The sequence below is a fragment of the Paenibacillus sp. NPDC056722 genome (assembly GCF_042790635.1).
Lineage (GTDB): Bacteria > Bacillota > Bacilli > Paenibacillales > Paenibacillaceae > Paenibacillus_AQ > Paenibacillus_AQ agri.
This window is the reverse complement of the sequence record NZ_JBHTYV010000002.1, coordinates 904,169-928,180: the sequence shown is the minus strand read 5'-3', so window position 1 is coordinate 928,180 and position 24,012 is coordinate 904,169. Positions and strand designations below refer to the sequence as shown.

At 50.0% G+C, this 24,012-nt stretch carries 23 protein-coding genes; 20 read left to right on the top strand and 3 right to left on the bottom strand.

All coding sequences use genetic code 11. The features are described 5' to 3' along the window. Positions 1 to 60: 60 nt before the first annotated feature. Positions 61 to 951, bottom strand: coding sequence for a LysR family transcriptional regulator (locus ACFRAM_RS08520; RefSeq protein WP_379465512.1), 891 nt, complete (start codon positions 949 to 951; stop codon positions 61 to 63). A 210-nt stretch (positions 952 to 1,161) separates the two neighbouring features. Between ACFRAM_RS08520 and ACFRAM_RS08515 the strand changes: the two genes are divergently transcribed. From ACFRAM_RS08515 to ACFRAM_RS08445, 15 genes are all read left to right on the top strand, one after another. Next, on the top strand, positions 1,162 to 1,734 hold the full coding sequence (locus tag ACFRAM_RS08515) for a sigma-70 family RNA polymerase sigma factor (RefSeq protein ID WP_379465511.1): 573 nt from the start codon (positions 1,162 to 1,164) through the stop codon (positions 1,732 to 1,734). Continuing rightward, the gene (locus tag ACFRAM_RS08510; RefSeq protein ID WP_379465510.1) at positions 1,731 to 2,693 is read left to right on the top strand and encodes a DUF4367 domain-containing protein; all 963 of its coding nucleotides are present in this window, start codon (positions 1,731 to 1,733) and stop codon (positions 2,691 to 2,693) included. The genes ACFRAM_RS08515 and ACFRAM_RS08510 overlap by 4 nt, the downstream gene beginning before the upstream one ends. A gap of 575 nt (positions 2,694 to 3,268) precedes the next feature. After that, positions 3,269 to 4,354: an outer membrane lipoprotein-sorting protein gene (locus ACFRAM_RS08505; protein WP_379465509.1), complete on the top strand. Its 1,086-nt coding sequence runs from the start codon at positions 3,269 to 3,271 to the stop codon at positions 4,352 to 4,354. Between the two features lie 214 nt (positions 4,355 to 4,568). Then, entirely contained in the window at positions 4,569 to 5,750 is a 1,182-nt protein-coding gene (alr, locus tag ACFRAM_RS08500) for an alanine racemase (protein WP_379465508.1), read from the top strand. A 214-nt stretch (positions 5,751 to 5,964) separates the two neighbouring features. Beyond that, positions 5,965 to 6,246 (top strand): CopG family ribbon-helix-helix protein, encoded by a 282-nt coding sequence (locus tag ACFRAM_RS08495; RefSeq protein ID WP_066367449.1) that lies wholly within the window; start codon positions 5,965 to 5,967, stop codon positions 6,244 to 6,246. 3 nt (positions 6,247 to 6,249) lie between these two features. Continuing rightward, the gene (locus ACFRAM_RS08490; protein WP_066367250.1) at positions 6,250 to 6,600 is read left to right on the top strand and encodes a type II toxin-antitoxin system PemK/MazF family toxin; all 351 of its coding nucleotides are present in this window, start codon (positions 6,250 to 6,252) and stop codon (positions 6,598 to 6,600) included. Between the two features lie 192 nt (positions 6,601 to 6,792). Next, positions 6,793 to 7,389 (top strand): TetR/AcrR family transcriptional regulator, encoded by a 597-nt coding sequence (locus ACFRAM_RS08485; RefSeq protein WP_379465544.1) that lies wholly within the window; start codon positions 6,793 to 6,795, stop codon positions 7,387 to 7,389. Between the two features lie 184 nt (positions 7,390 to 7,573). After that, positions 7,574 to 8,776: an MFS transporter gene (locus tag ACFRAM_RS08480; RefSeq protein ID WP_379465507.1), complete on the top strand. Its 1,203-nt coding sequence runs from the start codon at positions 7,574 to 7,576 to the stop codon at positions 8,774 to 8,776. Between the two features lie 162 nt (positions 8,777 to 8,938). Continuing rightward, the gene (locus tag ACFRAM_RS08475) at positions 8,939 to 11,140 is read left to right on the top strand and encodes a Tex family protein (RefSeq protein WP_379465543.1); all 2,202 of its coding nucleotides are present in this window, start codon (positions 8,939 to 8,941) and stop codon (positions 11,138 to 11,140) included. 396 nt (positions 11,141 to 11,536) lie between these two features. Further along, positions 11,537 to 12,232 carry a response regulator transcription factor gene (locus tag ACFRAM_RS08470; protein WP_379465506.1) on the top strand — a complete coding sequence of 232 codons (696 nt, stop codon included), beginning with the start codon at positions 11,537 to 11,539 and terminating at the stop codon, positions 12,230 to 12,232. Next, positions 12,225 to 13,325: a sensor histidine kinase gene (locus ACFRAM_RS08465; protein ID WP_379465505.1), complete on the top strand. Its 1,101-nt coding sequence runs from the start codon at positions 12,225 to 12,227 to the stop codon at positions 13,323 to 13,325. Before ACFRAM_RS08470 ends, ACFRAM_RS08465 begins: the two co-directional genes overlap by 8 nt. Positions 13,326 to 13,441: 116 nt before the next feature. Continuing rightward, positions 13,442 to 14,287 carry a M15 family metallopeptidase gene (locus tag ACFRAM_RS08460; protein WP_379465504.1) on the top strand — a complete coding sequence of 282 codons (846 nt, stop codon included), beginning with the start codon at positions 13,442 to 13,444 and terminating at the stop codon, positions 14,285 to 14,287. A 32-nt stretch (positions 14,288 to 14,319) separates the two neighbouring features. Further along, positions 14,320 to 14,895 carry a VanZ family protein gene (locus ACFRAM_RS08455; RefSeq protein ID WP_379465503.1) on the top strand — a complete coding sequence of 192 codons (576 nt, stop codon included), beginning with the start codon at positions 14,320 to 14,322 and terminating at the stop codon, positions 14,893 to 14,895. An 18-nt stretch (positions 14,896 to 14,913) separates the two neighbouring features. Next, positions 14,914 to 15,900 (top strand): zinc-dependent alcohol dehydrogenase family protein, encoded by a 987-nt coding sequence (locus ACFRAM_RS08450; RefSeq protein WP_379465502.1) that lies wholly within the window; start codon positions 14,914 to 14,916, stop codon positions 15,898 to 15,900. A 78-nt stretch (positions 15,901 to 15,978) separates the two neighbouring features. Further along, positions 15,979 to 16,596, top strand: a complete 618-nt coding sequence (locus tag ACFRAM_RS08445; RefSeq protein WP_379465501.1) for a histidine phosphatase family protein — start codon at positions 15,979 to 15,981, stop codon at positions 16,594 to 16,596. A gap of 174 nt (positions 16,597 to 16,770) precedes the next feature. Here ACFRAM_RS08445 and ACFRAM_RS08440 read toward each other — a convergent pair whose 3' ends face one another. Continuing rightward, positions 16,771 to 17,199: a MarR family winged helix-turn-helix transcriptional regulator gene (locus ACFRAM_RS08440; protein WP_379465500.1), complete on the bottom strand. Its 429-nt coding sequence runs from the start codon at positions 17,197 to 17,199 to the stop codon at positions 16,771 to 16,773. A 133-nt stretch (positions 17,200 to 17,332) separates the two neighbouring features. Here ACFRAM_RS08440 and ACFRAM_RS08435 point away from each other — a divergent pair, with 133 nt between their 5' ends. From ACFRAM_RS08435 to ACFRAM_RS08420, 4 genes are all read left to right on the top strand, one after another. Continuing rightward, complete coding sequence (locus tag ACFRAM_RS08435) at positions 17,333 to 17,914, top strand: NAD(P)H-dependent oxidoreductase (RefSeq protein WP_379465499.1); 582 nt, start codon at positions 17,333 to 17,335, stop codon at positions 17,912 to 17,914. Positions 17,915 to 17,999: 85 nt separating this feature from the next. Then, positions 18,000 to 19,448, top strand: coding sequence for an alpha/beta hydrolase family protein (locus ACFRAM_RS08430; protein WP_379465498.1), 1,449 nt, complete (start codon positions 18,000 to 18,002; stop codon positions 19,446 to 19,448). Positions 19,449 to 19,482: 34 nt separating this feature from the next. Further along, complete coding sequence (locus ACFRAM_RS08425; RefSeq protein ID WP_379465497.1) at positions 19,483 to 19,899, top strand: MerR family transcriptional regulator; 417 nt, start codon at positions 19,483 to 19,485, stop codon at positions 19,897 to 19,899. 101 nt (positions 19,900 to 20,000) lie between these two features. Beyond that, entirely contained in the window at positions 20,001 to 20,774 is a 774-nt protein-coding gene (locus ACFRAM_RS08420; protein ID WP_175370081.1) for a Cof-type HAD-IIB family hydrolase, read from the top strand. Between the two features lie 102 nt (positions 20,775 to 20,876). On the opposite strand, the gene ACFRAM_RS08415 is transcribed toward ACFRAM_RS08420, so the two are convergent. After that, a complete protein-coding gene (locus ACFRAM_RS08415; protein WP_379465496.1) occupies positions 20,877 to 21,848 on the bottom strand; it encodes an S-layer homology domain-containing protein in 972 nt (323 codons plus the stop codon). Between the two features lie 104 nt (positions 21,849 to 21,952). On the opposite strand from ACFRAM_RS08415, the gene ACFRAM_RS08410 reads away from it, so the two are divergent. Continuing rightward, entirely contained in the window at positions 21,953 to 23,929 is a 1,977-nt protein-coding gene (locus ACFRAM_RS08410; protein ID WP_379465495.1) for a GTP-binding protein, read from the top strand. The last annotated feature ends 83 nt before the right edge of the window (positions 23,930 to 24,012 follow it).

Genomic DNA, 24,012 nt, shown 5'->3' with positions numbered 1-24,012 from the left:
TAAATAAGACCTTACCATTCCGGCAAGGTCTCACGTTTTTCTATTTAGACTCTACAAATTTTAAGTTAATTGTGATAAAAGGTGGTCTGTGAACTGTTCTATCAACTCAGAATTTTCCTGGTCTTTTCGCGTAATTCTCCATAAATAGTTAGGCACGGTAGTAAATTCGTTAATTGAAATCGAAATCAGCTCATCTTTTATATAAGGAGGCAATGAATTAAGCGTATATTCTGTAGCAATTGTTATGGCATTCCCTTTAGTAACCATTTGGAAAAGTCCATCAACGTTATTTGTGACTAAAGCAAGCCTATTCGACTCGTCGTTTAGAAGGAATTTTTCAGCAATCATTTTTATATAGGGGTCGTTGTACAGGACAATTGTTTCATCTTTTATCTCATTCCCAGGTATATTTCGTTTAAAACGCAATGCTGAACTTTTATGTACAACCAAGATCGCTTGATCTCTTATGATAGGCTGCCAATTAAGTGAAGGATCTTGTTGGTTCTTGGAGAAAGAGACGAAGCCCATATCCGCGATACCGTTTTTAACCTGATTCACAACGGAAGTCGTTTCACCTTCAAACATTTGAACATTTATATAGGGATAATTTTTTTGAAACCCCAGCATGGTGTTGATAATTTTGGAGACGAGACCCGGAATGGTTGAAATCAAGATATTACCATAGTTTCTATGCTTTAAAGTAGCTATATCCTTTTTCATTTTATCGATGCTTCTGAGGATTGAGACCGCATGCTGTATAACTTTTTTGCCTTCGGGAGTTGGAGTTACACCTTTTCTGGAGCGATGAAATAGTGAAACCTCTAACTCCTCTTCTAACTGGCTGATAGAAATACTGATTGCCGGAACAGTCATGAGGTTTTTTTTAGCTGCTTCTGTAAAGGAACCTAGTTCTCCTACATCTACAAGATAATGAAGCTGGATAATATTCATAAAATCTACCCCATTAATTTTTATTAAAGTAATTTTATCATATGTAAATACTGAGATATATAATATTCTCCACAATACTGGAGAAGTAAGAGGAGCTCATTGTAGTATTAGTTAAATTTTCCTAGTGTATGTAATAGATTACGGCTGCTAGCGTATTAGCTTCTGTAAATCACTTGGCCGGTGAATATTGCAAGAAAGGAGAATAGAGGAATGCAAGAGCGCGCATTGCTACAGTCTTTTGGTCAAATTAAGCAAGAAAACGATACAGTCGTGGACAAAGATAAGCTCTTCACAACGATTTTTGAAACCTATTATTCAAGGATATTCAACTATACCGCTTATCGCGTCAATTGCCGATATACGGCGGAGGATTTGACCAGCCAGATTTTCGAGAAGACATTATCCAAGCTGCATAGCTACTCTGGGGAAAAAGCACCATTCGAAGTATGGCTGTTCGCCATCGCAAGAAACGTAGTGAACGATTATTACCGGAGCCAAAAGAGAACTCGCTTGTTCTCACTGGATGCCATCCGTGAACTGGTATCAACAAGACAAGCCCCTGAGGAGCGTATGCTGGAGGGAGAACGCAGCAGCGGACTGAACCGTGCGCTGGATACGCTGGCGGCCAAAGAGCGGAATATCGTGGCACTTAAATTCGGGGCGGATCTGAAGAATAAGGAGATCGCCAGCATCACAGGAATGTCCGAAAGTAACATCGGCGTGATCCTGTACCGAAGTATGCGGAAATTAAAATCGGAGATAGGGAGCGTGGAACAACTGTGAATGCCAAGGAGACGGTACAGAGGTTGTCCAGAGACATCGATGAGGGTCTTCATCAGAAAGATTCCACTGAGTGGAACGGTTCTCCGGAGTACCTTGAACTGCTGAGCTTAAGCAAGGCGCTGGCTGGACAGGATTTCAGTGAAACTTCCAATAAGTCGGACATTTTGGACAAGATACAGAGCCGGATTAAGATAAAGGAGGCAGATAGAAAGATGAAGGTTAAAAATAGCATCAGACGTCCAGCGATAATTATGGCTTCCCTTCTGGTTGCAGGTGCCCTTAGCGTAAGCTTCGTTAAGCCATCCTTTGCCCAGGAGATGCTGGGCAGAGTTCTGCAAAAGATCAATCTGGGAAACATTATTGCCAGTCAATACGATCCCGATCAAGAGCCGCCGTTTCCAGAAAAGTGGAAGGGAAAGCTTTTTGACAAGGACGGAAATAAGATAGAATCGTATACAGAGAAGCTGGGCGAGGTCTATAACGCCAATGGTGAGCTTATCGTAGGCTTTGATGGGGATGAGCTGATTACGAAAAGCCAGCAGGAACAGCGCGATAAGGAGGCAGCGGCGAAAAAAGTAGTAGTAAAGGAACCGGCTGAACTGGAACAATACGCGCTCTTCACAGTAAAGCTTCCCAAGTATTTGCCGGAAGGATTCGCTTTTGACCATGGAGAATTTTATAAGGATGAGAACGGTGTTAACGGAAAATATCTCGACTTGTTCTTTACCAGTGAGAAGAAGGGGACGAAGATTTGGATGCAACAGCGCTTCTCCGACAAGGAGACCGCATACGAAATGTCTAGCACCGGTAAGATGGAGAAGGTCAGCGTAAGCGGCGTTGACGCCGTGATGTGGGACGATAGAAACCTTGACTGGGAAGCGGATGGGGTTTTATATGGCCTCTCAACCAAGGGGCTAGAGCGGACTGAGGTCCTGAAAATCGCTGAATCTATTCGTTGAACATGCGCTAATAGTACGAATGAGAAGATCTCCCGTGCGGGGGATCTTTTTTTAAACACGACAGAACTCCGATGTAAATAAGGGCATTTTTGTACCCTAAATCGGATGTAACTGAGAAATGACGTAGATTAAGGGCAATTTTGTATGTTAAATCTTCAGTTTTCATGTCCTACACTACTTTCACAAGAAATAAGGTACAATAATGCTCTTATTTCCCTTTTTATCCTCAAAAAGAAAAATATAAGGTACAAAAATGCTCTTAATTGGGACTAGTGGTTTGAATCCTTTATTCGCTCTATATAGCATCTAAAAACTTACAATGTCTGTTGTATCAATGTTATTGTACCAGGTTAACTATTTTAAGAACCCGCCAGAGGGCGGTTTTTTTACGCAAATGTACGATTTCAGCATTTTTAATACAGGGTTGTGAGCTAAGACTCATGAAAGTTCTTTATGATCACCTCTCTTTCACCGTTCAAAACCCACGCTTGTCATGCCCGTCTGCATATTGTGGTCAAGTCCCTCATAGACATGTACTAATCAATGCATTCAAAACAGGTTAAGGGGATGATGTCATGCGCCGGATAACATGGGTACTCGCAATCATTATGAGCGTGGCCCTGGTGCTCACGGGGTGCGGGAAGAAGGATGCTGCGTCCGTAGTCAAGGATTTGAACGATGTGGCTGACAGGTTGGAGAGCAAGCAGGGAACATATCAAGGCTCGGGCACGATGACCCTGTATACCGGCGAACAGCCGCAGGAATACAAGGTGGAGGTATGGTACAAGAATCCTTCCTATTACCGGATCAGCTTGTCTAATGTACAGAAGGATATCACGCAGATTGTGCTGCGCAATGATGAGGGCGTATTCGTACTGACGCCGAGTCTGAATAAGAGCTTCCGCTTCCAGAGTGATTGGCCGGATCATCAGGGGCAGGTCTACCTGTACCAGACGCTGGTGCAAGGTATTGTCTCCGATAACAACCGCCAGTTCGTAGCCGACGGAGATAACTTCGTGTTTGAGGTGGCGGCGAATTATCAAAGCAGTGCGTTGGTACGCCAGAAGATCTGGCTGGATAAGAAGTCATATGCGCCGAAGCAGGTGCAGGTGTCCGATTCAGAAGCCAAGGTTGTTGTGAATGTGAAGTTCGACAGCTTTACCTTTGATACGGACTTCACGAAGGATTCCTTCGATATGCAAAAGAATATGTCCACCGGAACGCCATCCAAGAGTACGGTGGCCGAGGTAGATGAGAACGGCAATCCGGTGTCGGCACCGGAAGATGGAGAGAATGCCCAGCCGCCGGTGGCTGCAGAGCTTGGCGACTTCGGTATTGTGGAGCCGAACTACGTTCCTGAGGGTGTGAGCCTGAAGGATTCCAATAAAATCGAAGGCAGCAAGGATCAGGCGGTGCTGCTCCGCTACGACGGAATTTATCAATATACGATCATGGAGGCCCGTCCGCTGGACCGTGCAGTGTCCCTCACTCCTGGCAAATTGTGGGATATGGGCTTCACCTTCGGGGTCCTGAGTGGTGACGATTTGCAGACGCTGACCTGGACGAATGAAGGGATCGAGTACCGGATTACAAGCGCAAATCTGCCAGTTGATGAAATGGTGAAAGTTGCCGCTTCTATGCAGGAACAATCGGGTAAGTAATAGGAGTAGGCGGATACTGCGTATTGTGGGAATCATTCCTCTACAGCGTAGTATCCGTTTTTTCTTTATTCGCTGGTTAATTTGGGTATATTATTTTTAGGCCGCCAAACACGCTTGTGTTACATTGACAGTCACCTTCCGTTAGCATTACCATTACCAGTAAGACATTACTAACAGATAACGTTTTACTACAACGTAAGAAGGTGACTTTGAAGTGCAAGCAAGCTATCGACCGACAGCAGCCGAGATCAATCTGGACGCTTTGCGCGCCAATTACGAAGCTTTCCGTACGGCTTTGCCCGCGGAGACCAAGTTTATGGGGTGCGTCAAAGCGAATGCGTACGGCCATGGAGCAGTGGAAATTACCCGGGAGCTCGAGACACTGGGTGCGGATTATGTCAGTGTGGCCTTCTTGGATGAGGCGCTTCAGCTGCGTCAAGCAGGGATCAAGCTCCCCATTCTGGTGCTAGGCTATACATCTCCGGATGGAATCGCTGCTGCCTGGGAGAATAACATAACCGTGACGCTGTTCACGAAAGAAGTACTGGAGGCTATAGGGCAGCTTCCTGTAGATCCGGAACATCGGCTGAAAGTACACATCAAGATGGATAGCGGGATGGGCAGGCTGGGACTGTTGCCGCCGGATGTACCTGCTTTTATCGCAGAAGTACAGCTTGTGGCGCAAGCGGAGCTGGAAGGCATGTTTACCCATTTTGCCAAAGCGGATGAAGAAGACAAAAGCTATACAATGGAGCAGTACCGACGATTCGCGGACGTGGCGGAAACGCTTCGGGAACAAGAGATTGATATCCCGATCATACATACGGGCAACAGTGCTACGGCCATTGATACACCTTATTTATCCACGGGCATGGTGCGTGTAGGCATCAGCTTGTACGGCTTCTATCCCTCAACCGAGGTGAACCGGCAGCTGATCGATCTGCACCCGATTATGACGCTGAAGACGCAGGTAGTTTATGTCAAGAGCCTGCCGCCCCACTGGGGCATCAGCTACGGCACCCGTTACGTCACAGACAGCGAAGAGATTATCGCAACTCTGCCTGTGGGGTACGCAGATGGATATTCCCGCATGCTTAGCGGCAAAGCGGAGGTGCTAATACGCGGCCGCCGGGTCCCCGTCGTCGGAACAATCTGCATGGACCAGTGTATGGTATCACTGAAATCTTTCGCTGAAGAAGCGGAACAAATCAAAGCAGGCGAGGAAGTTGTACTCATCGGCCGGCAGGCTGGCGTGTCGATCACGGCAGACGAGTTGGCGCTCCACCTGGGAACCATTCACTATGAAGTTGTTTGCATGCTGGCACACCGTGTACCACGCGTGTATATACGCGAAGGTTGCACTCCATACCTGGTGAATGCTTTGCTGCAGCCGTAATGCCCTGAAAGTTAATAATATACAGGTAATTTCTGGGAATGGATTAAATCGTAAACAACTATGTCTTGTATAGTCTATACGAACCACCATTTCTAGTTTATAATGGGATGCAGCATACTTGATATACTGACAGCATATATTCCTTGTATAAAATTCCTTGTATATTGCTAAACTGAAAGACAAGGGCAGAAGGTTTGTGGGGGTGGAAGAGAAGGTGGCCAATTTGCAGAACACCAAAAGAATCATGATCAGCTTGCCCGATCATCTCTTGCAGGAAGTGGATGGAATCGCTCAACTGGAGAATTCCAACCGGAGTGAATTGATCAGGCAGGCCATGAAACTGTACCTGAGTGAACGGAGGAAACGTGCCATCCGGGAGTCCATGCAGCGTGGCTACATGGAAATGGCCAAGATTAACTTGACCATGGCATGCGAGGCGTTCCTCGCGGAGGAAGATGCAGACAGCACTCTTGGCCGCTTAGTAAGCGGGGTGTAGACATTGATCGTGAAACGCGGCGACGTTTTTTTTGCCGATCTTTCGCCTGTAGTAGGTTCCGAACAAGGCGGAGTTCGGCCGGTTTTGATCATTCAGAACGATATTGGCAATCGCTTTAGCCCCACAGTAATTGTGGCGGCGATCACAGCACAGATTCAGAAGGCGAAACTGCCGACGCATGTGGAGATTGATGCGTCTGCTCACGGATTTGACCGCGATTCGGTCATTCTGCTGGAGCAGGTTCGGACGATTGACAAACAGCGCTTAACGGATAAGATCACCCACCTGGATGATGATACAATGAAAAAGGTGGATGATTCGCTGCAAATCAGCCTTGGCCTGATTGATTTCTAAGCAGGGCAAGGATATAAACTGTACTTGAACAAAGGCGCCCGGGATCTCTCCTGGGTGCCTTTTTGTTTTGGCGGCAACGGGTGAATGGGACCTTTCCCTGCAGGAGAAAATGATATTTGCTGCAGCGGGGTTCTCTTTAAATTTTAACTCTGCTATAATTAGACCGGACAGTCGGTTTAGGAGGGATTTGTAATCAAAGGACGTTCAGATGGAGAAGAAACGAAGAAACGGATTGTACAGAACGCGGCCAAGTTGTTTGTCCAGAAGGGCTACGGCGCGGTAACCATGAATGAGGTATGTGTGGCGGCAGGTGTCAGCAAGGGCAGCCTGTATCACCATTTTCCCAGCAAGGATGAATTGTTCTTGTACGTGGTGGAAGAGGATACCGAGTTATGGCTCCAGAATTGGGATATCAAGCGGGCCGGGATCGCAGATCTTGAAGAACGCTTCTATGCCTATGCCGAGCACTGTGCCAATGATTTCCAGAATCCGCTGATCCGGGCGCTGGAGGAGTATGCAAGAATCAAGGATCATACCGCTGAAATCGAGGAACGGCTGTGGCATATGTATGATGATTCATTGCGGGCTTGCCGTGATCTGGTAAAGGAAGGGATAAATACCCATTATCTCAAGGCAGATGAGCCTGAGGATATTGTCGTTATTCTCAGTGGGTTGCTGGAAGGTGTCGGAAAGGTGTCGGAGATTTCGCGCTCGCCGATGGGGATAGAGGAAATTAAAGAATATTATCGGAAATCGCTCAGACTGTTGCTGCAGGGAATACGTACGTAGTGAGAAGCGCAAGCTTTCTCATGTCTTAAATTAGACCGGGTGGTCGGTCTCTATTGGTCGGTTGTTTATTTTTATGGTATGGGATTGCTCGTACCAGCAGATATTTAGAACAGAGAAAATTAGGCTTGACTGAATGCCTAAAAATATTATTCGAAACTGTGCAGGGAGCACACGGAGGTTAATCATGTCATTACTGCTTAGAAACCGGGGAGCTATACTGCTTGTCATGTTGACGATTTTTCTGACTTTTACCGGAATCGGTCTTGTTGTACCCATTATGCCTACTTTTATGAATGAGCTAAATATTAGCGGAAGTACGGTTGGTTTACTGGTGGCGGCGTTCTCACTTAGTCAGCTGCTCTTGTCTCCGATCGCGGGCAGGTTGTCCGATACAATGGGACGGAAGAATATAATTGTCGTCGGGTTAGTTGTTTTCGCCGTGTCAGAGTTAGTGTTCGGCTTGGCGAATATGTCTTGGATGCTGTTCATCTCCAGAATGCTGGGCGGAGCGGGAGCGGCCCTGATTATGCCCGCAGTTATGGCCTACGTTGCAGATACGACCTCCTTGGAGGAACGGGCCAGAGGAATGGGGCTGATCAATGCAGCCATCTCGACTGGTTTTATTATTGGACCCGGGATTGGCGGTTATCTTGCTGAGTTCGGCATCCGCGCGCCGTTCTTCGTGGCAGCCATCGCGGCAGGTCTTATTGCTGTGGTGACATTCGCGGTTCTGCCGGAATCTCTTACTGCGGAGCAGCGTAAAGAAGCTAAAACCTCTGGAAAGAACCAGGAAAGCCTGTTGTTACAGCTTGTGCAATCTTACCGCCAGCCTTATTTCTTCAGTCTGGTTATTGTATTCGTACTCGCTTTCGGCCTCGCCAATTACGAGACGGTATTCGGATTGTTCGTGGATCATAAATTCGGATTTACGCCGAAGGATATTGCCTTCGTCATTACGTTTGGTTCCATTGCCGGTGCAGTGGTTCAGGTATCGGCTTTTGGCTGGATTCTGAATCGCTTCGGAGAGAACAGAGTGATCGCCATTTGTCTCTTGGCCTCGGCCGTGTTTATTCTGTTGACGGTATTTGTGAGCAGCTACTGGGCGATCATTACAGTTACCTTTATCGTATTCTTGGCTATGGATATCCTGCGACCTGCGGTGAGCACGCAATTGTCCAAAATGGCCGGGGATTCACAGGGGTTTGTCGCCGGTATGAACTCGGCATATACGAGCCTCGGCAACATTGCCGGACCGATCGTTGCCGGATATCTATTTGATATCAACATTAATTTCCCGTATGCGGTAGCGGCGCTGGTCCTTGCCGTATCCTTTATCCTGTCACTCAGCTCCAGTAAACGGAGCATGAGAGGCCAGCAGACGTCATAGGATTTCCTTATGAAAATGCCCACGCTGGCACTTCTCCGTGTACTCCGGAGCGGTGTCCGGCGTGGGCATTTTGGTACCGGACCGAATCTGTGATACTATTTTAGCATGAAGGTTGTACAGAATTGCGAGGCGGAAAGAGGGATTGTATTGACTGCAGAGAACATGAATGCTGGAGCCGTGGCCGATGAAGCGGCTGCCCAGCGCGAGCAGGAAACGATTATTCTGGCGATTGCCAAAGAACTAAGCATTGCGCCCAAGCAAGTGCGGACCACAGTAGGATTATTGGATGAGGGTAACACGATTCCCTTTATTGCGAGATACCGGAAGGAAATGACGGGGGAACTGGACGAGAACGCGCTGCGCGATATCGAAGAGCGTCTCGGTTATCTGCGTAATCTGAGCGATAGGAAGAAAGATGTTCTCCGCAGTATTGAGGAGCAAGGAAAGCTGACTCCTGAGCTGCAGGAGCAAATCGCCAAGGCGGTTAAGCTGCAAGAGGTGGAGGATCTGTACCGCCCCTTCCGCCAGAAGCGGAAGACCCGGGCCAGCGTAGCCAAGGAGAAGGGGCTGGAGCCGCTGGCAGAGTGGATCATCGGGCAGCCGAGACAAGGCAGCCCCGAGGCGGAGGCAGCCCGTTACATCGATGCCGAGAAGGGCGTAGAGACGGCGGAGGCAGCGCTGCAAGGCGCGATGGACATTATCGCCGAGAATATCGCCGATGATCCGGCCATCCGTTCCTGGGTGCGCCAGTATACGGCCAGCCAGGGAATTCTGGTCTCGGAGGCCAAGGATGCCGAGCAGGAATCGGTATATGAGAACTATTACAGCTATCGTGAGCCGGTACATAAAATGCCGCCGCACCGTATTCTTGCGATCAACCGCGGGGAGCGGGAGAGTGTGCTCAAGGTGGGCATTGAGATTGTGGCAGATAAGATTCATACCTTCATCGGACGCAAGGTCATCAAGGGGCCTTCTCCGGTTAAAGACCTGCTGGAAAGTGTCATCGAAGATGCCTATAAGCGTCTGATTGCTCCGTCTGTGGAGCGTGAGGTGCGCGGGGAAATGACGGAGAAGGGCGAGAATCAGGCGATCTCGATCTTCTCCGGCAATCTGCGGAGCCTGCTGCTGCAGCCGCCGGTCAAAGGCCGCTGCGTCCTCGGCGTGGACCCTGCCTACCGCACAGGCTGCAAGCTGGCCGTCGTAGACGATACCGGCAAGCTGCTGGAGGTGGCGGTGACCTATCCGACACCGCCGAATAACAAAAAGCGCGAAGCCGCTGCCAAGTTCAAGGAGCTGATCGCCAAGTATGGCATCCAGCTCATCGTGATCGGCAACGGGACCGGCTCCCGCGAGACGGAGCAGTTCACGGCCGAGGTGATTGCCGAGATCGGCAATCCCGACCTGGCCTACCTGATCGTCAATGAAGCGGGAGCCAGTGTCTACTCCGCCTCCAAGCTGGCGCAGGAGGAGTTCCCGGACCTTGATGTGGCGGAGCGCAGCGCCGCATCGATTGCCCGCCGCGTGCAGGACCCGCTCGCGGAGCTGGTCAAGATCGACCCCAAGGCGATCGGGGTCGGGCAATACCAGCATGACGTCTCGCAGAAGCATCTGGAAGAGAGCCTCAAGGCCGTCGTGGAATCGGCCGTTAACCATGTCGGCGTCGACGTGAATACAGCGTCGCCGTCGCTGTTGTCGTACGTCTCCGGCGTGAATGCGACGATTGCGAAGAACATCGTCAAATACCGTGAGGAGAACGGCAAATTCACCGCGCGGAAGCAGCTGCAGAAGGTGCCGCGCCTCGGTGCGAAATCCTATGAGCAGTGCATCGGATTCCTGCGGATTCCGGGAGGCGACAACACCCTCGACCGGACACCAATCCACCCCGAGTCCTACACCGTGGTGGACCGGTTGTTCAAGACGCTCGGACTGGATGTATCCAGTCTGGGCAGTAAGGAAGTGGCTTCTGAGCTGGCGGCACAGAAGCCGGAGGAGCTGGCTGCCCGGCTGGATGTCGGCGTGCCGACCCTGCGTGACATCCTGGAGAGTCTCCAGCGTCCGGGCCGTGACCCGCGCGAGGAGCTGCCACTGCCGATCTTCCGCACCGATGTGCTGAAGATCGAGGACCTGGTGCCCGGCATGGAGATGCAGGGCACCGTCCGCAACGTGATCGACTTCGGCGCGTTCGTCGACATCGGGATCAAGAACGATGGGCTGGTCCATATCTCCCAGCTCAGCGGCAGCTTCGTGAAGCATCCTATGGACGTGGTCTCCGTCGGGGATAACGTGACGGTCTGGGTCATGGGTGTGGACCTTAAGAAAGGCCGGGTCAGCCTCACGATGCGCCCGCCGCGTACAGAAAATTAGGCAACGGCATACTGAATTTAGTAAAGCTACCTGCATGGTTACAATATGCAGGTAGCTTTTTTGTATAATGAGGGTATACAATCAGAGACGGTTCCTGACATATAAGATGAATGAAAGAAAGTAACAAAAAGCGAGAAGGAACGAAGGGGAAGGTTTGGAACTGTAGGAGCGTTAGCGCTCGCCTGAAAGCTTTCCACAGGAAAGCTCGCATCGGAAGCACAGACTGTTCCCGGATTTCAACCGCTAGAAGCGGTTTAATTGAAGAAATCTGGGGACAACAGCGACCGGAAGTCCAAACATTCACCGTAGTGACGACCAAGCAATACGTTTGACTCTTGAATTCATCTATAGAGCAACAACAGCCAGGAGCAGTGAACACGGGTGGGAGTGAATACAGTGAAACGAATAACGATTCTGATAGCAGATGATGAAGCAGAAATTGCCGATCTGGTCGAGCTGCACCTGACCAAAGAGGGATACCATATTATCAAGGCTTTTAACGGCAAAGAGGCGGTTCAAGCTGTACAGACTCAGACCGTGGATTTGGCAATTCTCGATATTATGATGCCGGAGCTGGACGGATACGAGGTTACCCGGCAGATCCGCGAGAAGCACCATATGCCGATTATTTTTCTGAGTGCCAAGACCTCTGATCTCGATAAAATCACAGGACTAGTCATCGGGGCGGATGACTACATGACAAAACCGTTCAATCCAATGGAACTGGTAGCGCGAGTGAATTCACAGCTACGTCGGTCCATGCAGTTTAGCCAGCCAGCGGCTGCGGCCAGCGCTGTTCTGGAAGCGGGGGGACTCAGCATTAATTCCGAGCAGCATACGGTGATGCTGTACGGACAAGCCATCGATCTGACGCCGAAGGAGTTCGATATTCTGTATTTGCTGGCCAGCCATCCGAAGCAGGTCTTCAGCTCGGAAAATATTTTCCAGCAGGTATGGGGCGAAGCGTACTACGAAGGCGCCAACACCGTGATGGTGCATATCCGTACCCTGCGTAAGAAGTTAGGCGAGGACATGAACAAGACCAAATTTATTAAAACGATCTGGGGCGTGGGGTACACGTTCAATGGATAGAGGGCTGCTCAGTTTTCGGACGAGAATGATCACATTCCTGGGACTCAGCATGCTTCTGTCCGGCAGTATTACTTATGTCATTTACAGGCTTCTTCAGATGTATTATTCCGGAGTGAAACGTGAAGATCCTTTGGCTCATTACCGCCACATTATGTCCAACATTGGGGATATTTACTTTTTCCTGCTGATCTTTATCCCGCTCGCGATCTTCTTCTTCTACCTTTTCACGAAGCCGTATGCTTCCTACTTTAATGAAATCACCAAAGGCATTCACCATCTGGCGAGCGGCGATTTCAAGCACCGGGTCGATATCTCCTCCAAGGATGAGTTTCGGGCGATTGCCAAAGAGCTGAATCTTGCCAGCGAGAAGCTGCAGGAGGCGGTGGAACGGGGGGCGTTTGCAGAGAGCAGCAAAGATCAGCTGATTGTGAATTTGGCCCATGATCTGCGCACACCGCTTACCTCGGTCCTGGGCTACCTGGACTGGATTCTGAAGGGGGACAAACTGACAGAGGAGCAGACCAGACATTTTACCGAGATTGCTTATACCAAATCCCAGCGCCTGGAGAAGCTTATTGATGAACTGTTCGAGATTACCCGGATGAATTATGGCATGCTGCCCCTCCAGAAGAACCAACTGGATCTCAGTGGTCTGTTGATGCAGTTAAGTGAGGAAATGTATCCGGTCTTCGAAAAAAATCATCTCAGCGCAAGGCTGAACATCGTGCCCAAGCTGCAGATTCAGGGTGATGGAGAGCTATTAGCCCGTGTGTTTGAGAATCTGCTCAGCAATGCCGCCAGGTACGGGAAGGATGGTCAATTCGTTGATATCAACAGCTTCTCGGAAGGCAACGAGGTTGTTATACAGGTGTTGAATTACGGCGGATATATCACACCAGAGAAATTGCCGCATATCTTCGAGATGTATTACACCAGCGATGAGTCGCGCAGTCAACAGGAAGGCGGAACAGGTCTGGGTCTGTTTATTGCCAAAAATATCGTCGAGCAGCATCAGGGCACCATCACTGTAGAGAGCAGTGTGGTCCGTACCTGCTTTGAAGTGAGACTGCCGCAGGAGAGTCATCAAGTTTAAGAACTATGGAGAGGTTCACCCTTCTAATTTAAGGAAAACTTTATATTTAGCCCCGCTTTTTTTTAAACAGTGGTCTCTATTCTGAAGATAAGAGGAATCAGGGAGGTTAACTGTATATGAAAAAGTGGGGCTTTTTTGTAGTTGTTGTACTTATGCTGGGTGGGATAGCCATTAAATATGTTTCGAAGGGTCTTACCGAAGAGGGCGAGGCCATTGATCCCCAGCCGGGCAGTAATGCGTTCCAGATGGTCGCGGCATCCCAGATTTATCAGGGGGAGCTGCTGCTTGTTAACAAGGATAATCCGTTGCATGAGGCAAGCATCAAATCCGATATCGTGAAGCTGTCGGAGCATTCGGAGCTTACGCAGGGATATGCACTGATGGACACGAAGCTCCGTCTGTCGAGGTCGGTAGCTCAGGCCTTTGTGAAGATGGTTCAGGCTGCGGAGCAGGATGGGGTCAGTCGTTTTCTGATCAGTAGTGGTTACCGTGACTTTGCAGAACAGGAGGCGCTATACCGGGAAAAAGGATCGCAGGTTGCGCTTCCGCCGGGTCGTAGTGAACATAATCTGGGCTTGTCGCTGGACGTCGGATCTTCCCAAGCAGAGATGAAAAGGGCGCCGGAAGGGAAATGGTTGAAGAAAAATGCCTGGAAGTACGGTTTTGTACTTCGCTACCCGGAGGACAAGACGGCGATTACCGGAATTCAGTACGAGCCCTGGCATTTTCGTTATGTTGGCTTGCCGCACAGTGCAATAATGCAGGAGAAGGATATGGTGCTGGAGCAGTATCTGGACTATCTTCGGGAGAAAAAAAGCCTTACTGCTGAAGCTGAGGGCAGGACTTACGAAGTAACCTATTATCCGGTCACGGACAATGTGATGATCAGAATTCCAGTGAATCAGCGTTATGAAATATCAGGCAATAACGTCGATGGCGTCATCGTGACGAGCGAGAAGTGAAGACAACCTGAGATGAGAGAGGCGAGGACAACATGAAGAATTCCAAATCACCCGGTGTGCTAACACTCATATCATTCACCGCATATCTGTATCTATTGGTCAAGGTGATCCTGTTCAAAGGTGGGCATGTGGACGTACATATTCTACTACAGCAATTCCAGCGTACGTTGCAGGACCCGGGGAGGATTTTTCTTCGCCCCTACAATCTGGTACCCTTTAATGAGATTAAGAGAGATCTGCACCACCTGTCGCTATCGAACCCTTTTCTGAATATCAATCTGACTGGCAACGTACTGGCGTTCATCCCGCTTGGTCTGTTCTTGCCGGTCGTCTTCCGAAACGTTCAATGGTCAGTGGCCAAAGTGTTGATGTGTTCGCTGCTGCTTAGCCTGTGTTTCGAGTCCACCCAGCTTGTGCTGGCCATCGGAACGTTCGATGTGGATGATCTGCTCCTGAATACATTGGGCGGGTTAGTAGGTTATATGCTGTATAAAATGTTCTCTGGGCCTGCTCGCCGCAAGCCAGACAGTGAGGCTGACCGGGGAGGAGAGACGCCGAGGTCTCAGCAGCGTCTGAGTACACCGGAGTATCTATTTCTGGATAAATGAAGTATAGGAGTGATTACCATGGAAGCCGGATGTGTAAGATTCTACGAATTTGGACGCCCAAGGGATAGTGTACAATATGAACTTAAACCGATTGGATTCCCGGGTGCCGGTAAGATTCTTGTGCGGATGCTGGCTTCTCCAGTCAATCCTTCTGATCTGATTCCGATTACCGGGGCTTACGCTCACCGCACCTCACTTCCTGCCATTCCCGGGTACGAAGGTGTAGGGATAGTGATAGCAGTGGGACGAGATGTTTCCCCGGCACTTATGGGCAAGCGTGTGTTGCCCCTGCGCGGGGAAGGGACCTGGCAGGAATATGTGACGTCTCCCGCAGAATGGGCGGTTCCTGTTCCTGACGAGATGGATGATTATACGGCCGCACAACTTTACATAAACCCGGTCACAGCCTGGGTCATTTGTACGGAAACATTGAAGCTGGGTCCGGGAGACAAGCTGGTGGTCAACGCCGCTGGTTCTGCGCTTGGACGTATCTTGGCCCAATTCTCTAAAATGCTCGGATTCCGTCTGATCGCCGTTACTCGCAGTAATTACTATACAGACGAGCTGCTCCGACTAGGTGCGTCTCAAGTGATTGATACGGCAACCTCATCATTGTATGATACGGTCATGGAACTGACGGAGGGGGACGGCGTTACAGCTGGAATTGATTCGATCGGTGGACCCTCAGGTATGGAGTTGTCCATGTGTCTTCGCCGTGGCGAGAAGTTCGTAACGCTAGGACTGCTGTCAGGCATTCCGCTGAACGGGACGGAACTGAGCCGTAGGGGCATCGATGTGAAGCTGTTCCACCTGCGACACTGGAATCAGCAGGTCTCTGTGCAGACGTGGCAGGCAACCTTTAACACCATCATTTCCATGATCATGGAGGGGCACTTATCGTTGATGCCTCCCGCGGCGTGTTACCCGCTGACAGAGATTAGGGAGGCCGTTTATGCGGCGAGTTCTCCCGGGAGGAACACCGGGAAGATTATGTTGCGTGGCTAAAGGCAGGAATGAACAGACAAGGAATAGTAAGTATGTTAATATTGGCTCATTCTAGAGGAATGGGAGCTGGATCTTGTCATGGGAAGTACGAAAATATATTTGACACGGCATGGAGAGACAGAGTGGAATCTCGTACATCGGATGCAAGGATCTGAGGACTCTCCCCTGACCCCAAGGGGGCTACAACAGGCGGAGTGGCTTAGAAAGGGAATGCACACCGTACCGCTGGATGCCATCTACTCAAGCCCCAGCCCCCGGGCGGTGCGGACTGCGGAGCTTGTACGCGGAGAACGCAGCATCCCGCTGGAGACCTCGGAAGATTTCATGGAGATGAGCTTTGGTTTATGGGAAGGAAGCCTGCATTCTGAGGTAGCACCCCGCTATCCTGAACAGTGGGACAACTTCTGGAAGGACCCCGAGAAGTTCGAGCTTGAGGGAAGTGAGACTTATGGACAGGTGCAGGCAAGGGCACTTCATAAATTGCAGGAAATTCTGGAGAAACATGAAGGGCAATCTGTGCTTATTGTCACGCATACGATAACGATTAAGCTGCTAATGGCTTATTTCGAAGGGAAGGCAATGAAGGAGCTTTGGGGGCTGCCCGAGATTCATCCGACAAGCCTTTGCCGTATTGATATTACGGATGGTGTCCCGGAAATTGTGTTACATGGGGACATTAGTCATTACGAAGAATAAATACAATGGGGCCGACTGACATGTAAGTGACAGTACGTTGTTCCCCTTGATGGAAAAAATGACCCCGAAAGAGGGTCATTTTTTGTTTTGAACGAACTATTGAGAATACCGGCAGCAATGTTGTTCATGCTTACCCGTGCAAACTACTGAAAAATCGGGTCAGCTGGCAATGAATCAATAAAACACTTTCGTATGCAGCAGATCTATAGCCTGCTCTAACTCCTTCAGCTCGTCTTCAGAGATGTTCAGTAAGCGCTCATCGAACTGGGCTTCAATTCGGCCGAATACTTCATTCATCAACGCTTCCCCTTTGGCCGACAGCCGGATGTATTGTTTGCGCCGGTCCTCCAGATCAGTAACCTTCTCACAGAACTGCTTCTCGCTTAGCTTCTTGATTTCCCGGCTCGTATTCGGCATGGACATATGCATACATTCACTGATACTGCTGAGTGTAGAAGGCTGACTGACAGCAATGTATTCCAGGATCTTATATTGAACGGTGGTAATATCACCCGGTCTGACGTCTTTAGTGAAATCATTCGAGATTTGATGCACAGCAGCTGTAAAAGTCAAAAATTTTTGAAAAATAGCACTCTTGTCCACAGAATCCCCTCCCTTGACAACATAGCAAATTAATTATCAAAAAACAATTATCAAATGAAAATTATCAATTGACAACTAAATAATGACCGTGCTACCATTTTGTTATCAAATGATAAGTAAAGGGGTTCAAATTATGAAAATGCTCGTCATCTATACGCATCCTAACCATCGAAGCTTGAGCTACGCCTTCTTACAGGAAGTTATTAAGGGAGGCAACGAGAACGACAGGATTGAGGAAATCAAGGTGCTGGATCTTTACGAAGAAGGTTTTGATCCCGTTCTGGTGTTTAATGAGCACAAGCGCAGACGGGATATGTACAAAGAACCCGCGCTTGCCGAGTACCGGGAACAGCTTCTATGGGCAGACAAAATTGTATTCGTGTATCCGATCTGGTGGGGGCGGCCACCGGCGATGCTTATGGGCTATATTGACCAAATGTTCGCCTCGGGATTTGCTTATAAGGATACAGGCAAGATGCTGCCGGAGGGGTTGTTGAAGGGTAAATCGGTCGTCTGCATTTCGGTTATGAAAGGGCCTGCGAACTATATGCTTTTATTGCTGAACAACGCGCACAAGGCTTTAATGCGCAAAGCATTATTCAATTATGTCGGTATCAAGAAGGTGAAATTCTTCGAGTTTGGCAGCATGGAGAGTCCGCGTGGACGGCATAAGGCGAAGCTGAACAAGATTTATCGTTATTTTTCTAATTATTAACTAAATTTAATCACAGAAGCTTGACCTTGCAGTATACTTCAACGTTTATGATTTAGGTATATCAGAGATGTTGGGGGTATTGCTCATGAGATTACTGGAAGTTGTTTTTGTGCTGGTGGTTCTGGCCGTTACGGGTGGAATGCTCTTTGGAAAAAGAGAGCGGCGCTGGAACACCGCGATGTTGTTGTTCTTAGGACTCATTGTGCTGTTGCACGCCATTATAGATAAAGTCCGGTTACAGATGGTTCCCGCCTATGCTGTAGCACTGGTACTGATTATCGTGTTGTTGGTTAGACAGACCAAGTCTATCGGCCAAGCACGTATCCGGTCCTGGTGGAGCAAGAGCCTGCTGTCTGTTCTGGTTCTGGTACTATCGGGCGCGGCCGTATATCTGAGTGTACTGCTGCCTGTATTCACCATGCCTGAGCCTACTGGAAAATATGCGATTGGCACGGTATCCCGTCAGCTGACGGATGAATCCCGTATAGAGACTTTGGGAGTCCAGCCTGGCGGCAAGCGCGAACTGATGGTGAATGTCTGGTATCCGGTAGACCCGGATCAAGCCAAGGGGAAGACGAAGGAGCATTATCCTGGGGATTTGGGAGAAGCTATCAGTCTGGTTTTCGGCCTTCCGAAGCAGCTGTTCGACTATGTAGGTCTGGTGCCAACACATGTAGTAGAAGGAGCGACAGTTTCATCGGACCAAGAGCATTATCCGGTGGCGTTATTCTCGCCGGGGGTTCGCTCCACCCGCTTTCAGAGTCTGACCGCTATTGAGGAGCTCGTAAGCAACGGATATGTTGTGGTGGGCATGGATCATCCTTACACCTCAGCCAAAGTCACGTTCCCGGATGGTCATGCTACATTTTATAAACCTGATCCAGAATTCCCAACCCCGGCAGAGGTGTACCAGCAGAATATCAAAGGCGTTGGAGTTCGTGTGGAGGATAGTCGCTTTGTTCTGGATACCCTTGAAGCGTGGAATGTGCAGGACCCAGATGGGTTGTTGCAAGGCAAGCTGGATTTGGATCATATCGGCATCTTCGGGCATTCCTACGGCGGGGCAACGACTGCAGAGGCACTTGCGCAGGATGACCGGTTCAAGGCAGGGGTCAGTCTGGAGGGCGGGTTCTGGGGCGATGTTGCCCATACCGGTATGAAGCAGCCTTTCATGTATATGATGACCGGCGGCACGGCGAAGATGCTTGACCCCTCGATAACGAACAAGGACAAAGTGTTCTATGAGGAGTTCGTTCGCGATCTGGAGTCGGCGATGACGCACAGCACCAGCGATACCTATTATTTGACGGTGGAGCCTTTCTTTCACCAGAGCTTCACAGATATTGCCCTGCTAGCCCCGTCCCTTTTTGCGAAAGAGATAGACCCGGTCCATAATGTAGATATTACCAGATCCTACGTCAGAGCATTCTTCGACCAATACTTAAAAGGACAAGAACAGCAATTGCTGAACGGACCTTCTGCCGATTATCCGGAAGTGAAGTTCGACGACCTGTACACGAAGAAAAGAATGTAATCTGGGCATGAGACACAGACAGGGGGTCACTGGCATGGAAGGAATGACGCGCGGGGAGCTGGCGAAGCGGACAGGGGTCAGCATGGCGACGATCCGTTACTATGAGGATTCTGGTATCCTGCCCCTTCCGGCACGGATTGCCAATGGCTATCGGATATACTCCGAGGATTATGTGGTGAAGATCCGGTTCATTAAGGATGCTCAATCTCTGGGGTATTCTCTGAAGCAAATCAAGGAAATTCTCCATGATCTCAACCAGGGTATAGGGAAATATTCGCTGGAGTCTGGTGAGGAGATATTGAAGGAACGGGTACGTGATAAAATTCAGGAAATCGACGAGAGGATCGCTACGCTCCGGTCCATCCAGACCTTGCTCTCTAGTCTGCTGGAGATGCCCAGGGAAGAGATCCATGATTATCTGCAATCATTTCAAAATAGAGAACAGGGATAGTTCAGCTATTATTTAATTTTCATTACTTTGTCTACTGTTGTTCATTATTGGAATTAAGTACAATATCAGGTGTAGTCTATGACATGTTCGGGAGGATACATATGGATTGTAAAATGGTTTTCTTCGACGTAGACGGAACGCTTACGAGCCATGAGGATGGCAGGATTCCAGAGGATACCCGGGCAGCGATTCGGGCCTTGCAGAGGAACGGTATCAAGGTGGGGGCAGCCACCGGACGACCGCTATCCATGTGCCGGGAACTTAAGCAGCTTGGCATCGAAACTGTGATTACCGCGAACGGCGGGTATGCGAAGCATAAGGATGAAGTGATTCATAAGCTGCCGATGAAGCCGGATTATCTCAGGGAAGTTGTTGAGTTCGCAAGTATGCAGAATCATGGCTTGTCCTTTTACACGGAGGATTTCTGTATGAACGGAGTGCAGGATGCGGAGATACTGCGGGCCTTGAAGGAGACGCTGTTCCTTAGTGAATACCCTGCGGTAAATCCGCTAATCTATAATGAGGAAGTTTACTTAATGTGTCTGTATGGAACGGATGATATGGTCAGTACATATATAGAGAAGTTCCCACACCTGAGCTTCAGACGCTGGCATCCTTATGTGCTCAGTGTACTGCAAGAGGAGGTCTCTAAGTCAGTTGCCATACTGAAAGTGCTTCAGCATCTGGGGATAGAGGCATCCGAGATTGTAGCCTTCGGAGATGGAGGGAACGATATCGATATGCTGGAGATGGCTGGCCTTGGCATTGCCATGGGCAATGCCGGGGACAGACTTAAGCAATCCGCAGACTTTGTGACGAGATCATCCAGCGAGGGCGGAATTGACTACGCGCTGAGGAAATACGGACTCATATAATCGATGCTTTGCGAAAGTTGAAAAAAAAGCAGGCCATGCTTCCCGCGGGAGATCATGGCCTGCTTGTATTGTTTGCTAGTGGTTATTTGTCTTCCACGTGTATTACTTGATACCTGGAGCTGGAGAACTGGTACCTTTCACGGACTTTGCTACGGCTGTGTAGCCTTCCGGTAGGAACGTAACTGCTGAACCTTTGGTAATGACCTGCGGATACATTTTTCCAGGCTCAGGGTCTGTTACATTGAAATAGATCGTAGCTGTCTTGTCTTTGCCGAACTCGATCTTCTCAATAACCAGTCCATACCCCGGGTTGGGCAGGTTGTTCACGGTCAATGTCACTTTATTAACGCCTTCTGCAGCTTTGGTCACGTTGATATCTGTCTCGTAGTTGTAGCCTGGTGCATTGGCGCTATCATCTGGTGCTTCAATGTTCTTTGCGAATTGGGCCGCATCGTAGATCCAGGCAGCGGCTTCTGAACGGGTTACAGAATCATTTGGCCGGAATTTCCCGTTCTTGTCTAGCTGTACGAGATGTGTGTTGAGCAGAATTTGCAGGTTATTCATAACATCTTTGGAGAGTTTGTCCCCGTCTGTAATATTAAAAAACATCATCGTCACTGGGAAATTACCTTTTGTCTTGAGCGCTTCAGCGAGCAGGTGTGCGAACTGTGCGCGTGACATCGCTGCGTTAGGGTCCACATTCTTGTCGAGTGGAAGTCCGTTCTGCTTTGCGGTCAGGAAAGCAGAGGCATACCAGGCTTTATCGTTTACATGAGTAAAATGACTGCTCACAGTGCCCGTGCTACCGGCATCGGGCTTCGGCGACAGCTTCAGACCACTGACGATGAATTGAATGCCTTGTGCAAAGGTTACACTGCTCTTCGGCGCGAACTTGTCACTCGTAACACCGTTAATAATGCCATCCTTATGCAGGGCATTGATTTTGGTCTCCGCTGGATCGCCCTTCAGATCGGAGAATGCAAATGCCGATGCCCCGAAGGATACACTTGCTGCCAGAATGCTACACGCTATTGTTATTTTTTTAGCGCTGTTCATGAATGATGTTGTCTTCATTGTGCCTCACCTCTTATCTTCTTAGATGGGGGATTGTCTCAAAATGTTGCAGGAACTTATAATAAACTTAAAACTTTTAAGTGATTGACAGGAGATCAATAGATATGGGGCAGCAGAGGATGGAACGGATTAATGTCGGAATTTTTGCCCATGTTGATGCCGGAAAGACGACAACAACGGAGCATATTTTATATGAGAGCGGTCGCATCCGTTCGCTGGGCAGCGTAGATACTGGCACGGCGCTGACCGATTCGCTCGATGTGGAACGTCAGCGGGGCATTTCGGTACGGGCGGCGCTGGCTTCCTTTGCCTGGAAAGGGGTACAGGTGAATCTGGTGGATACCCCCGGCCACGTTGATTTTCTCTCAGAGGTAGAACGCTCGCTTCGCGTGATGGACTGCGCGGTGCTGATTCTCTCTGCAGTCGAGGGCGTGCAAGCACAAAGCGAGATGATTTGGAGCGCACTGCGTAAGCTGAAGATTCCCACAATTATCTTTATGAATAAAATGGACCGGACCGGCGCGGACCCGGAAGCGGTGCTGGCTCAGGCTCATACTTATCTGTCCGGGGATATTATCCCGGTTCAGCAGCCTCTTGGCAGGGAGCAGGATTATGCTGGTACTGCCGATCTTTGGGAGCAGGGCGCGGATTCCGCTGCACAGATTGAACTGCTGGAAGCCTTGGCCGAGCGGGATGAGGCTTTGCTGGAGACCTATATGGCTGGCGATTCACTTGATCTTGCAGTATGGCGGAGCCACCTTGTGAGTCGTGCAGCTGCTGCGGAGCTCTTCCCGCTGGTCTATGGCGCCGCTGCCAAGGGAATGGGAATTCCTGCCCTGCTGGACGCTATGATTCAGTATTTCCCAAGAGCGGGCGGAGATGCAGAGCTTCCCGTATCCGGCATTGTATATAACATTCAGCGGGATAAGAGTATGGGGCGAATGGCGTTTGTCCGTTTGTACGAAGGGACGATTCGCAATCGTGATGCTGTTCAGAACTACTCGCAAGATATCCAGGGCAAGATTACCCAAGTCCGCAAGGTTGAGGGTGGACGTACCGAGGATGTCGGCGCTCTGGAGGCCGGAGATATTGGCGTGGTGTACGGCCTGTCAGGGGTACGGATCGGCGATGTACTAGGCCGGCCGGATGCCATTCCGCAGGAAGCCAAGCTCGCGGTGCCACTGCTGACGGTGCGGGTGCACTGGGCAGAAGCAGCGGACGATCACAAAGTGATTGCCGCCATGCAGGAGCTCGCCGACGAAGATCCGCTGCTGGATGCGCAGTGGCTCCCGGAAGAGCGGGAGCTGCACATCAAGGTGATGGGCCCGATCCAGCTGGAGATTCTCGGCAGCGTGATGGAGAGCAGGTACGGCCTGGCGGTCACCTTCGGCCAGCCGTCCGTGATCTATAAAGAGACGCCTGCCCATGCAGGGGAAGGCTTCATCGCCTATACGATGCCTAAGCCATGCTGGGCAATCCTGCGGTTCCAGATTGAACCGGGGCCGCTGGGCAGTGGCCTGGTCTACGACTCGGTCGTGCGCAGTTCCGACCTGCTGCCGCAATACCAGAATGAGACGGCCCGGAGGGTGCCGGAGGCCTTGCAGCAGGGATTGTACGGTTGGGAGGTCACCGACCTGAAGGTGACATTGGTGGAGGGGCAGCACCATGTGTGGCATACCCATCCGCTGGATTTTGCCGTGGCGACGCCAATGGGCATTATGGACGGGCTAGCCCGTGTTGGCACCAAGCTGCTGGAGCCGGTGCTTCAGGTGCGGATTGTAGTGCCCGAGGAGAACGGAGGGCGCGTCATGAACGATCTTGTGCAAATGCGCGGTACCTTCGAGCCACCGGTGCTGCTGGGTGACCGGATGGTCATCGAAGGCCGTCTGCCGCTGGCAACGTCGCTCGATTATCCGGTCACGCTAAGCTCCTTCACGAAGGGGCGCAGCACGTTCACTTCTTTTTTTGCCGGATATGAAGAATGCCCGCCCGACGTTACCGCCGAGCGCACCCGTCGTGGAGTGAACCCGCTCGATCAGTCGAAGTATATTCTCAGCGTGCGCAAGGCGCTGCAGGGGTAGGGGAGTATTTTCTGGATTCAAGCTTGGTGAGTGAGCAGATATAGCTTGCAAAAGTAGTTGTGAATGCAAGGTAGTGTGAATGT